This is a genomic window from Variovorax sp. 05N34, assembly GCF_056397405.1.
Window position 1 is genome coordinate 1 of record NZ_JBFTNI010000008.1, and the last position, 11,989, is coordinate 11,989.

An 11,989-nucleotide genomic window follows, 5' to 3' on the forward strand; every position below is an offset into this window, starting at 1 on the left:
CCCACCTCGCCCAGGCGCCGGTCCGGCACGCCCACCACCACGGCCTCGCGCACGCCCGGGTAGGTCTTGAGGAACACCTCGATCTCCTGCGTGGCCACGTTGAAGCCCCCGGGCTTGATCATTTCCTTGACCCGCCCGCGATAGATGAGGTAGCCCTCCGCATCCAACTCGCCCAGATCGCCGCTGTGCAGCCAGCCTTCGGCATCGAAAGCCTTCGCATCTTCTTCGGGGCGCTTGTAGTAGCCCTTCATGAGCACGTACCCGGCGATGCAGATCTCCCCGACCGTGCCGCTGGGCAGCGTCTGGTTGGTCTCCACGTCGGCAATGCGGATGCGAACCCCCTCGACCGGGCGACCGTTCGTGCCGGCACGCTTGTCCAGCGGATCGCTGCAGCGCGTGCGCACCACCGCATTGGAGGTCTCGGACATCCCGTAGGCGCTCACCAGTTGCGGTATGCCAATGACGTTCGTGAGCCACAGGAAGGAATCCGTCGGCAGCGGCGCACCGGTGCCCGTACGCAGGCTGGAGAGGTCATAGCGGCCGATGTCCGCGAAGGCCCGCAGGTCCTGCACGATGGTCTCGACGAAGAAGCTCAGCGTGATGCGTTCGCGCTCCACCGTCTCGCAGAACAGGCGCGGCTCGAAGTGGTCGACGATCACCATGGTTGCGCCCGAGAACCAGGTCGCCAGCGTGTAGAAGGTGCCGGTCGCGGAGAACAGCGGCACGCATGACAGGTAGCGGTCCGCCGGCGTCAGCGCGAGGCAGGTGCTGGCGTAGTAGTTGTTCTGCAGCAGAGGCCCATGGCACACCATGGCGCCCTTCGGGAATGACGTGGTCCCCGAGGTGTAGAGGATCTGTGCGACGTCCGAGCCGCGCACTGCCGCGGCGCGAGCCCGCAGGCGCTCGTCCATGCCGTCGCTTGCATCGGCCTCGGCCAGTCGGCGCCGGCCCAGCGTTTCAACGCCCTGGAAGCCCTGCATGCCTTCGGGTGCCGGTGACGCGGTGCACAGTGCGATGACCCGGCGCAGCGCCGGCAGGGCGCTGGTGGACCATGCGCCCTGCGGCTGCGTCTCGTAGTCCGGAACGACCTTGGCGAGGATGTCGAAGTAGCGGGTGCCGCGCGCCTCGTCCTGCATGATCAGCGTCACGCAGTCGGACTGCGCCAGCACATAGCTGACGTCGTTGTCGCGAAAGCGCGTGTTCACCGGCACCAGCACGGCGCCGATCAACGGCACAGCCCAGCGCGCGACCAGCCATTCGGGCCGGTCGCTCATCCACAGGGCCACGTGCTCGGCCGGCTGCACGCCAAGCTCGATCAGGCCGCGCGCAAAGGCGCGCACCCGCGCGGCGAGCTGTGCGAAGCTGTAGCGCTCGTTGCCATAGACGAGCGCTTCGCGGTCGCCGTGCACGGCTTCACCATGGGCCAGCGCGTCGGCGAAGGAACGCCCGAGCCAGGGCTGTTCCAGCGCGGCATCGCACGCGAGGGAGGGGCTGTCGATCACTGCGCTCACTTCCATCGCACGTTGCGCAGGTTGTAGTAGCCGCTCCCGGTCTGCGGGGCCCATTCGAGCTTGGCGTCCTGTGCAAAGGTGTAGTAGAGCTCGGTCAGCAGCACGGCATGTCCGTCGTCGTGCAGCACGTGGCCGATCTTGCGGAAGAGCTGGTCGCGCTTGGCGCGGTCGCTCTCCGCATCGGCTTCTGCGATCAGCTTCTCCACTTCGGGATTGCTGTAGTCCGACCAGGAGCCGTCCTTGCTGGCGGCGCCGAGGATCGGATGGATCGGGTCGTAGATGGCGTTGGAGAACTGCATCATCGACATCGGCCCGCCCTTGTGGGTGTTGTTGAGACGGCTCCATGCGGTGTAGTCCATGACCTTGACGCTGGCGCGCACGCCGATGGCCGACCAGTACGCCGAGATCACTTCGCACAGATCCTTCGGGATGTCGCTCGGGCACAGCAGCTCGCTGTCGAACCCCTTCGGGTAGCCGGCCTCGGTCAGCAGGCGCTTGGCGAGCGCGGGGTCGTAGGTGTAGGGCTTGAGCGCGGGATCCGCGCCATACGGATAGGACGACGAGATGTACGAGCCCAACGGCGCGCCGATCCCGTGAAGCACGTTCTTGATGATCGCGTTGGTGTCCAGCGCATGGTTGAGCGCCAGCCGCACCTTCTGCTTGGACAGGGGCGTGCCGGGCACGTTCGAGTAGAGCCGCACCGCCAGCGGGCTGCCGACCGGCACCGGCTTCACGATCAGGCCCGCATTGCCGCGCAAGCGCTGCGCATCGGCGGTGGGCACATAGTCGACGATGTCGGCCTCACCCGAGACAATGGCGTTGACACGGCTCGACGCGTCGGGGATCAGCTTGAAGACCAGCCGCTTGATGCCCGGCTTCGGCCCCCAGTAGCCGTCGAAGCGTTCCAGCTCGACCGACTGTCCGATCTTCTGCGACACGAACTTGTACGGCCCCGAGCCGACCGGCGCACGCGCAAAGGCTTCGGGATTCGGGAGCGACTCGGTGTACTCCTTGGGCACCAGCAACAGGTAGCCCGCCAGCTTGTTCACGAAGGCGCCGTCCGCACGCTTGAGGTGAAAGACGACCGTCGTATCGCCGGCAGTCTCGACCTTGTCGATGAGGTTCACGAAGTAGGGGCGGCGCGTGCTCTTGATCTCCGGCTGGAGAATTCGCTCCATCGAGTACTTCACGTCCTTCGAGGTGAGCGGCGCGCCGTTGTGGAACTTCACGTCCTTGCGCAGGGTGAAGGTGTAGGTCAACCCGTCGTCGGAGATCTTCACCGCCGTGGCGACGCTCGGCTGCAGGTTGCCCTTGAGGTCGAACGCATAGAGCGTGTCATACAGCTGGAAGCCATAGCGCTGCGAATCGCCGGTGGCGGCGACCTGCCCGTCGAGGTTGCCGATCTCCTTGCCGATGCCGAAGACCACCGTGTCGCGGTCCACCGCGGGCTTGCCGTCGATCGCAAGGGCCGGGCTCGCCATCAGGGTGAAGGAAGCCGCCACGGCAGCCCATGCTGCCGCGCGTAGGGAGAAAGAGAAATCGGGAAACGACATGGATGGATTTCCGGCGCAACGGCGCAATGGCTATTTCGTGAACAGAAAGCAGGCGGCCGTCGAAGGCCGCGCGCGGACGGAGGTTTTCAGCGCACCGTCTCCGGACCACCCTTGACGTAGAGGATCTGGCCCGAGACGAAAGAGGCTTCCTCGCTGCAGAGGAAGGTGATGACGTTGGCGATGTCCTTGGGCACACCGACGCGGCCGAGCGCAATGTTCTTGGCGCGCATCTTCATGTACTCCTCGGGATCGATGCCCCGGCGCGCGGCGGTCTGGCGCGTCATTTCGGTGTCGACGAAACCGGGCGCCACCGCATTCACGTTGATGTTGTAGGGGCCGAGCTCGATGGCCGCGGTGCGGGTGAAGGCCTGCAGGCCGGCCTTGGCCGACGAGTAGTTGGCCTGGCCGCGATTGCCGAGCGCCGAGGTGGACGAGAGATTGACGATCTTGCCGCTGCGCTGCTCGACCATGTGGCGTTGCGCCGCGCGCGTGCAGAGAAATGTGCCGCGCAGATGCACTCCCATCACGAGGTCCCAGTCGGTCACGCTCATCTTGAAAAGCAGGTTGTCGCGCGTGATGCCGGCGTTGTTGACGAGGACGTCCAACCCGCCGAGTTCGGCGACCACGCGTGAGACGAAGGCATCGACCTGGGCTTCGTCCGCCACGTCGCAGGCCAGGCCGAGGGCGCGCACGCCGTAGTCGGCAGTCAGGCCAGCGGCGGCGCTCACCGCTGCATCTTGCGCCAGGTCGCAGACCGCGACGGCCGCACCTTCCTGGGCAAAGGCCTGGGCCGTCGCGAGGCCGATGCCTCGGACGCCGCCCGTGACGATGGCCACCTTGCCTTCGAATCGCTTGCTCATGAATCTTGTCTCCAGATCGATGCAGATGCTTGCTTCGGAACGAGTCTAGGCGGGTGCATCTTGGAGTGTCAATATATGAAATTCAGATATCGATAGGTAGTTTTCCGGAGCCTCAAAAAAAGGCTGATCGCGGGCAGCGAAACTGCCACCGGCTTCGACCTGCCTCGAACTGCACGGTTCATTGGGGAAATATCCCTGAAGATCGGGGGAGATGAGCACTCGGCGCGGCCTGTATTCCGTCTGGATTCCGAGCGCTTTTTAAGCATCTACTATGTGGAACAGTGCAAATTCAGTTGTACAAAACGTCGTCGACGAGCGGCTCTTGCAAGACCGCACGCGCCGCGTTTCGGCCTCCGACGAAGCACTCGGCCAGATTCCCGCCGGCCATGTAGACGTGGCCGAACACGCTGCCGAGTTCGCCGGCGGCGTAAAGCCGGCGCACGGGTTGCCCGAAGGGATCGAGCACGCGCTGGCTGGCGTCGTGCACGGGGCCCCCTTGCGTGTTGATGACGACCGGCCAGAGCTTCGCGGCATAGAAGGGAGGTGTGGCGAGGTTCATCATGGTTTCGGGTCGCCGGCCGAAGTCGCGATCGGCGCCCGCCGCCACATTGGCGTTCCAGCGTTCGACCGTGGCAATCAGCGCGGCGGCGTCGAGCCCGAGCTGCGCAGCGAGTTCCTCCAGCGTGTCCGCGCGCACCAGGATGCCGTTGTCGACTTCGCGCAGGTTGTCGGCGCTCCACTCGTAGTAGGCCTCGCGGTCATTGGTGATCGAGCGGCCCATCGGATAGAGCTTGCGGCCCGCCTCGTCGAACAGCAGGAATGACGGCAGGCGCGTATGGCGGCCGGTCGCGGGGTCGAAATGGTCGAACTGCCGCACACCGGTGTCCGACATGTACGGCGGGTATTCGTCGACATAGCGCCGTGCCTTCTGGTCCACGATGATCCAGGCCATCCGGGGCAGCGGGCGTCCCTTGCGCTCCGGCGTCCACATGGGCAGCAGCTTGACGTAGAGCCCGAACGGAAAGTCCGGATCCGGATGCCGCATGCCGTAGGGGCCGTGGCAATGCCACATGTGCCAGAGCGCCGCATTCGCCGCCTGCGCCATCCGGATGCCGTCGCCGGTGTTGCCCCTGAAGCTGCCGGTCAGCACCGGCGTCGACACGAGGTATTGGCGCTTCATCTCCTCGTCGGCCTCGAAGCCGCCGCAGGCGAGGACGACGCCGCGCCGAGCCCGCACACGCACCGCTTCGCCGTCGCGCCGTGCCGCAACGCCCAACACACGGCCCTGCGCATCCTGGAGCAGACGCTCCACGGACGTGGACAACCAGACCTCGATGCGCCCGGCCGCCGCGTGATGGTCGACCTGGTCGGCCAGCACCTTGAACAGGAAGCAGCCGGGCCGAAGCGGGCGCGCGGCCAGGTAGCCGTCGGCCTCCGGTCCGCCGGGCTCGCCGAAGCCGGGGATCGATTCGATTTCGGCATAGCCGAGCGAATCGCACCCGGGGAAGGGATAGTTGCCGACGGCGGGTTCCACCTTCACCCGCGCGCCGTTGATGCGAGCGAGATCGCGAAGGTACTCCGGCATCTCCGCCATTCCCTCTGCCAGCGTGCGCAACACGTCGTCCGGCGTGCGACCGCCGCAGGTGTGCTGCAGGTATCGAAATCCCTCCTGTGGGTCGTCGCAGACGCGGATGCCGCCCGCCGAGAGGATCGATATGCCGCCGGGATCGGCCATCTTCTCGATCAGCAGCACGTGCGCGCCTGCGCGTGCTGCCTCGATCGCGCAAACCGCGCCGGCCGCGCCATACCCCACGACGATCAGGTCGAACGATCGGGCCCTGTCGCGAAGCTCATTTGGTGATTCCATTATGTGGTCCTGTGATTTGAGTATTCGAATGCGAATGTCTTCATCGATCTCGACTTCAGCGAGATTGGATAAACAACATCTTGCTCGAAAATGCGCGATTCTGCCAATGGAGAAGCCAACTTCATCCCGCGATAACCCGTGTCGGGTTATAGTTCTTCAACGCTGGTCGGAGTGATTCTGGCGATTCCACATAGTTTTCATTTGCTCAAACATTCCATCTTTGGAGACATCAGAAATGGCATCGATCAAGATCACGTCCGACATGGCAGGCACGGTCTGCAAGGTCTCGGTCGAAGTGGGCAGCCAGGTCGGCGAAGACGACACCCTCGCGATCCTGGAGTCGATGAAGATGGAAATCCCGGTGGGCACGCCCCGGCCCGGCCGTGTCGCTTCGATCCACGTCACCGAAGGCGACATGGTCAACGAAGGCGACCTGCTGCTCACCATCGAGACCAGCGCCGGCTGATCCAGCCTAGCGGCCGCGATAGACGGGCTTTCGCCGCGCCGCGAACGCCGCACGGCCTTCGCGGCGATCCTCCGTATCGCGCAGCAAGCCCCAGGTCAAGCGCTCGGACTCGAGCGCCTGCGGCAACGGCAGGTCGAGCCCGCTCAGCACGAGCCGCTTCACGGCGCGCACCGCCAGGGGCGCATTGGCCGCGATGCGCAGTGCGATCGATTCCGCGGCCTGCTGCAATTGCGCGGCCGGAACGACTTTGCTCACCAGGCCGATCCGCAGCGCCTCGGCGGCATCGACCGAATCGCCTGTGAGCAGCATCAGCATGGCGTCCGAGCGGCCGATCAAGCGGGGCAGGCGCTGCGTGCCGCCCGAGCCCGGCAGTGTTCCGACGCGCACCTCGGGCAACGCGAAGCGCGCACCCTCGGCCGCGATGCGGATGTCGCAGGCGAGGCCGATCTCCAGGCCGCCGCCGAACGCCAGCCCGTTGAAGGCGCAGATCAACGGCTTGTGCATCTCGATGCCGTGGGTCAGCGAGCCGTTGCTCGCATCACCGAAAGCCTCGCCGGCAAACGACTGCGCTGGTTGCGCCGCATCCTTGAGGTCCGCTCCCGCAGAAAACGCCCGATCGCCGACGCCGGTGACGATGACGACCTGGACGTGGTCGTCGGCGGCCAGCTGCCGCCATGCGGCCTGGATGTCGCGGCGCATCCGGCTGTCGATCGCGTTGAGCGCCTCCGGTCGATTGAGGCGCACCGTGGCGATGCCGTCGCGGACCTCGATGTCGATGCTCATGGTTCGTCCGTCAGGGATCGATGCGATGCTTGAAGCCCGGCGTGCGGGCGGCCTTGACTTTGGCAAGCGAGCGAATGATGACCTCGCGGGTTTCGCCGGGGTCGATGACGTCATCGATCAGCCCCATGGCGGCAGCCTCGTAGGCGCTCGATTCGACTTCGAGTTTCTGCATGATTTCGGCGCGCCGCTGCACGGGATCCTCGGCCGCGGCGATGTCCTTGCCGTGCGTCAGCTCGACGCCGGCTTCGGGGCCCATAACGTCGAAATGCGCCATGGGCCAGGCCACCAGCGTGTCGGGGTTCATCACCCGCCCGCAGAGCGCGAGGTAGGCCAGCCCGATCGCCTTACGCGCGACGATCGTGATCTTCGGCACTGACGCCGCGCAGACGACGTTGAGCAAGCGCCCTGCGAGGGCGACCATGCCCTGGCGCTCGATGGCCGGCCCGACCAGAAAGCCCGGCGCGTCGGTGATGAAGACAAGCGGCACATGGAAGGCGTCGCACAGCTCGATGAATTTGCGTGCTTTGCGCGCGGTCTTCTCGTCGAGCACGCCGCCGCGCACGATGGGGTTGGAGGCAACGAAGCCGACAGGCTCGCCCTCGATGCGGCCGAAGGCGGTGATCAGGTTGCCGCCGTAGCGCGGGCGCAGCTGGAAGAGCTCGCCGCCATCGACGATGAGCGCCAGCACCTTGCGCATGTCGTAGGCCTGGCGACCGAGGTCCGGGATCAACGCGCGAAGACGCTCGCGGCCTTCGGGCGTGTCCAGCGCCGCGGGCCGCGGCGGGGCGACTGGCGGCAACTCATCGCAATGGCTCGGAAGAAAGGATAGAAAAGTGCGGATGGCCGCCAGGCTCTCCCGCTCCGTTTCGCCGACGTGATCGGCCAGGCCCGTGACCTCGCTCGACATCTCAGCGCCGCCGATCTCGTCACTGGTCACGACTTCGCCGGTGCCGACCTTGACCACCAGCGGACCCGACATGCCGAGAAAGCCGGTGCCGCGCGCCAGCGTCACGAAGTCCGATTGCGCCGCAGTGAACGAGGGTCCGCCGAACGCCGAGCCCAGCGCGGCCGCGACCTGGGGCACACGCCCCGACATGCGGAAGTGGTCGCCGAAGCGCGACCCGACACCGGCCGCCATCGCGCCGAACGTTTCCTGAGTGCGTGCCGCACCGGCCTCCATCAGCGCAATGAACGGTGCGCGGTGGGCGAGCGCAGCCGCGCGGATGCGGCTGATCTTGACTTCGCCCACCCTGCCTCGCGTGCCGCCGATGACCGCCGCATCGTCCGCGGCCACATACACCACGCGCCCATCGATCGTGCCGTGGCCGACCACGACGCCATCGGCCGGCGTGCGATCGCGCAACGCCGGGTGGCCACTGCGGCCGAGCAGGCCCATCTCGACAAAGCTGCCCGCATCGAGCAGGGCATCGATGCGCTCGCGCGCACAGAGCTTGCCGAGCGCATGCAGCTTTTCGAGCGCCTCGGGGCGGGTTTCCTGGGCTTCGCGGCGCCGCGCGCTCAGTTCGTCTAGAACACTCTTATCCATGGATTTCCATATATTGATATTTGCTTTCCGACTATGCGGCTGAGGCACCATATAGGCCTGAACGGTGTGAGATCAGAGGGTATTCCAGTGATTGACATCGTGCGGACAAGATTTTAGGGTCAGGCCCCTTGTCATGAACAGCGCCGATTCAAGCCATCATAGACTTTATAAGTCCACTTAGTGGACCTAGAAGGAGACAGTGAATGATCACAGCGACTCGTCATGGGCGCATGCGCGCGTGGGTCACCGGATGGATGTTCGGAGCCGCACTGTTGCTCGGGCTGACGGGCGGCGGTGCCGCTGCCGAGTACGAACCGGCCATCGATCGCGACACGCTGGTGGTCGGCCTCGAGAAATCGATCAGCAACCTCGATGCCCAGGTCACCTCCACCGGCGATTCGCTGCTTTATGCATGGCAGGTCTACGACACGCTCTATGGCTTCGATCAGGTCGGGAATCTCGTTCCGCGCATGGCCAGCGCGGTGAAGGTGGCGCCCGACCAGAAGAGCTACACATTCACCCTGCGACCAGGGCTCCGCTTCCAGAACGGCGATGCGCTGACGGCGCAGGACGTGAAGTACTCGCTGGAGCGCATCCTCGACCCGGCCACCAAGAGCACGCGCCGCGTCTATTTCGCGCCGGTGGTAGAGCGTGTGGATGCCAGCGGCAACGCCGTCACGATCGTGCTCAAGCAGCCCGACGGCGCCTTCCTCAACAAGGTGGCCGGCTTTCTCTTCATCGTTCCCAAGGACTACACCACGCGTCTTGGAACCCCGGAGGCATTCGCCGCCGCACCCATCGGCTCCGGGCCCTTCCGCGTCAAGGAATTCAAGGTCGGCCAGTACCTCGAACTCGAGCGCTTCGATGGCTACTGGGGCAAGGATGCCGGCGAGATGCCCGGCGTGAAGCGGTTGGTGCTGCGCTTCATCCCTGAGGCGGCCAGCCGCGTCAACGCGCTCGTGAATGGCGAGATCGACCTGGCGACCGTGCTTCCCCTCCAGGACGCCAGCCGCCTGAAGGCCGACAAGCGACTGGAGGTCGTCACGAATCCGAACGGCGGCCCGCTGCACGTGCGGCTCTATTCGAACGTGGCCGGCCATCCCTTCGCGAATCGCGATGTGCGCCGCGCGCTGAACTACGCGGTCGACAACGACGCGATCATCAAAGGTGTTCTGCACGGCGTCGGCAGCCCGATGGCGTCCTTCATCTCACGCTACTACCCGTACGGCGCCGATCCCGACCTGAAGCCCTATCCGTACGACCCGGCCAAGGCCCGCGAGCTGCTGCGCAAGGCGGGCTACGCGAACGGCATCGACGTCAAGCTCTACAACGGTACCGACCAGCCGAAGGAATTCGCCGAAGCCATCGCCGCTTACTGGACCCAGGTCGGCGTACGGACGGAACTGGTGCGCATGGACTATCCGGCATTCATCCGCCTCAACAACACGCACAAGGCCGGCCCGGCGACGGTCACCATCTTCTCGAACGTGATCTACGACCCGGTGCATCCGATCGTCGGCACCTTCTCGAAGGAAGGCACCTGGTCGGACTACTACAACCCCGAGGTCGAGGCGCTCATCGGGCAGCTCGAAGGCACCCTGGGGCCCGAGGCGCGCGGCGCCATCTTCCGCAAGATCGGACGGCTCCTCCACGAGGACGCGGCATCGGTCAATGTCTCCGAGCAGTTCTACGTCTATGGCCGCAAGAAGAACCTGCAATGGCAGGTCCAGCAGGGATCGGGCTTCCTGAACTTCCGCCGCGTCGCATGGCAGTGACGGCATCGCGCGGCCACCCCCATTCATCCATTCCTCACACAGGAGCATTACGCATGAACCGATCGACATCGCGGGCGCGCATCGGCCGCTTCCTGGCCGGCGCCGCGCTGGCCCTTCTGGCGCCGGCCTTTGGCGCCATGGCGGCCAGCAAGACCGCACCGGCCGTGAACAAGGAAACGCTGGTCGTCGCGCTCGACAAGGAAATCCAGAACCTGGACGCGCAGATCACTGCCAGCGGCGACTCGCAGCGCTACGCCATGCAGATCTACGACACGCTCTACGGCTTCGACCCCAAGGGCAACATCGTTCCGCGCATGGCCGACGCCTACAAGATCTCGCCCGACGGCCTGACCTACACCTTCACGCTGCGCAAGGGCATCAAGTTCCACAACGGCGACATCTTCAGCTCGGCCGACGTGAAATACTCGATCGAGCGGATCATCGACCCGGCATCGAAGAGCACGCGCCGGCCCTACTTCGCGCCGGTGGTCGACAGCATCGAGACACCCGATGCGCAGACTGTCGTCATCAAGCTGAAGCAGCCGGACGGCGCCTTCATGAACAAGATCGCCGGCTTCCTCTTCATCGTCGGCAAGAACTACACGTCGAAGCTGCCGAATGCCGAAGCCTTCGCGGCAGCCCCCATCGGGACTGGTCCCTTCCGAGTGAAGGAAAACAAGATCGGCCAGTACCTGGAATTGGAGCGCTTCGACGACTTCTACGGCGAGAAGCCCGGGATCAAGACGCTGACCTTTACCTATATTCCGGAGCCGGCCAGCCGCGTCAACGCCATCCTCACCGGCGAGGTCGATGTGGCTTCGATGGTGCCGCTGTCGGACGTCGAGCGCCTGCGCAAGGACCCGGCGTTGAGCGTCATCACCAATCCGGTGTCCTCGCCGATGCACGTGCGCCTCTATTCGAACGTGCCGGGCACGCCGCTGTCCAAGGTCGAGGTGCGCAAGGCCCTCAACCATGCGGTGGATGCCAACGCGATCATCAAGGGCGTCTTCCATGGCGTCGGCGCGCCGATGGGAACCTTCATCTCGAAGTACTTTCCCTACGGCAGCAGCCCCGACATCGCGCCCTATGCCTACGACCCAGCGAAGGCGCGGGCGCTGCTCAAGCAGGCTGGCTATCCGAACGGCTTCGACATTGAACTCAACGATGCCGTCGGCACGCCCAAGGAGTTTGCCGAAGCGGTGGCGGCCTATCTCGGGCAAGTCGGCGTGCGCGTCAAGATCAACCGCATCGACTATGCGGCCTGGAGCCGGCTCAACAACACGCACAAGTCGGGTCCGATGACGACCACGCAGTTCACCAACGCCATCTACGATCCGATCCATCCCGTGGCGGGCTCGTTCTCCAAGAACGGCACCTGGTCCGACTACTACAACCCCGAAGTCGAGAAGCTGATCACCGAACTCGACAGCACGACCGGCGCCGAAGCGCGCGGCGCGCTCTTCCGCAAGATCGGCCGCGCGCTGCACGACGATGCTTCGGCGCTGCTCGTGACCGAGTTGTTCAATGTCTTCGCAAAGAAGAAGGACCTGTACTGGCAGGTTCAGGAAGGTTCGGGATTCCTGGATTTCCGCAAGGTGGCCTGGCGATAGGAAGGGGAAGGCGACCGA

Annotated in this window: 9 protein-coding genes; 3 read left to right on the plus strand and 6 right to left on the minus strand. The window is 65.2% G+C overall.

The genetic code is table 11. The features are described from left to right. The 4 genes from AC1DMA_RS21105 to AC1DMA_RS21120 all read right to left on the minus strand — a co-directional run. Positions 1 to 1,517 (minus strand): AMP-binding protein (locus AC1DMA_RS21105; protein WP_478145408.1); only part of this gene is annotated, 1,517 nt, incomplete at its 3' end. Continuing rightward, entirely contained in the window at positions 1,508 to 3,064 is a 1,557-nt protein-coding gene (locus AC1DMA_RS21110) for an ABC transporter substrate-binding protein (protein ID WP_478145409.1), read from the minus strand. The genes AC1DMA_RS21110 and AC1DMA_RS21105, both read right to left, overlap by 10 nt. A gap of 86 nt (positions 3,065 to 3,150) precedes the next feature. After that, positions 3,151 to 3,924 (minus strand): SDR family NAD(P)-dependent oxidoreductase, encoded by a 774-nt coding sequence (locus AC1DMA_RS21115; RefSeq protein ID WP_478145410.1) that lies wholly within the window; start codon positions 3,922 to 3,924, stop codon positions 3,151 to 3,153. A gap of 289 nt (positions 3,925 to 4,213) precedes the next feature. Further along, positions 4,214 to 5,791, minus strand: a complete 1,578-nt coding sequence (locus AC1DMA_RS21120) for an FAD-dependent oxidoreductase (RefSeq protein ID WP_478145411.1) — start codon at positions 5,789 to 5,791, stop codon at positions 4,214 to 4,216. A 235-nt stretch (positions 5,792 to 6,026) separates the two neighbouring features. On the opposite strand from AC1DMA_RS21120, the gene AC1DMA_RS21125 reads away from it, so the two are divergent. Beyond that, positions 6,027 to 6,257, plus strand: coding sequence for a biotin/lipoyl-binding carrier protein (locus AC1DMA_RS21125; protein WP_478125965.1), 231 nt, complete (start codon positions 6,027 to 6,029; stop codon positions 6,255 to 6,257). A 6-nt stretch (positions 6,258 to 6,263) separates the two neighbouring features. Here AC1DMA_RS21125 and AC1DMA_RS21130 read toward each other — a convergent pair whose 3' ends face one another. After that, the gene (locus AC1DMA_RS21130) at positions 6,264 to 7,040 is read right to left on the minus strand and encodes an enoyl-CoA hydratase/isomerase family protein (protein ID WP_478145412.1); all 777 of its coding nucleotides are present in this window, start codon (positions 7,038 to 7,040) and stop codon (positions 6,264 to 6,266) included. A gap of 10 nt (positions 7,041 to 7,050) precedes the next feature. Next, entirely contained in the window at positions 7,051 to 8,586 is a 1,536-nt protein-coding gene (locus AC1DMA_RS21135) for an acyl-CoA carboxylase subunit beta (RefSeq protein WP_478145413.1), read from the minus strand. 203 nt (positions 8,587 to 8,789) lie between these two features. On the opposite strand from AC1DMA_RS21135, the gene AC1DMA_RS21140 reads away from it, so the two are divergent. Together AC1DMA_RS21140 and AC1DMA_RS21145 are read left to right on the plus strand one after the other, a co-directional pair. Beyond that, entirely contained in the window at positions 8,790 to 10,361 is a 1,572-nt protein-coding gene (locus tag AC1DMA_RS21140; protein ID WP_478145414.1) for an ABC transporter substrate-binding protein, read from the plus strand. A 53-nt stretch (positions 10,362 to 10,414) separates the two neighbouring features. Further along, a complete protein-coding gene (locus tag AC1DMA_RS21145) occupies positions 10,415 to 11,971 on the plus strand; it encodes an ABC transporter substrate-binding protein (RefSeq protein WP_478145415.1) in 1,557 nt (518 codons plus the stop codon). Positions 11,972 to 11,989: the final 18 nt, after the last annotated feature.

Excerpts from the sequence above, each read along its gene's own strand:
- AC1DMA_RS21140 (WP_478145414.1), top strand. The coding sequence starts at position 8,790 with ATGATCACAGCGACTCGTCATGGGCGCATGCGCGCGTGGGTCACCGGA.
- AC1DMA_RS21115 (WP_478145410.1), bottom strand. The coding sequence starts at position 3,924 with ATGAGCAAGCGATTCGAAGGCAAGGTGGCCATCGTCACGGGCGGCGTC.
- AC1DMA_RS21110 (WP_478145409.1), bottom strand. The coding sequence starts at position 3,064 with ATGTCGTTTCCCGATTTCTCTTTCTCCCTACGCGCGGCAGCATGGGCT.
- AC1DMA_RS21125 (WP_478125965.1), top strand. The coding sequence starts at position 6,027 with ATGGCATCGATCAAGATCACGTCCGACATGGCAGGCACGGTCTGCAAG.
- AC1DMA_RS21145 (WP_478145415.1), top strand. The coding sequence starts at position 10,415 with ATGAACCGATCGACATCGCGGGCGCGCATCGGCCGCTTCCTGGCCGGC.
- AC1DMA_RS21135 (WP_478145413.1), bottom strand. The coding sequence starts at position 8,586 with ATGGATAAGAGTGTTCTAGACGAACTGAGCGCGCGGCGCCGCGAAGCC.
- AC1DMA_RS21120 (WP_478145411.1), bottom strand. The coding sequence starts at position 5,791 with ATGGAATCACCAAATGAGCTTCGCGACAGGGCCCGATCGTTCGACCTG.
- AC1DMA_RS21130 (WP_478145412.1), bottom strand. The coding sequence starts at position 7,040 with ATGAGCATCGACATCGAGGTCCGCGACGGCATCGCCACGGTGCGCCTC.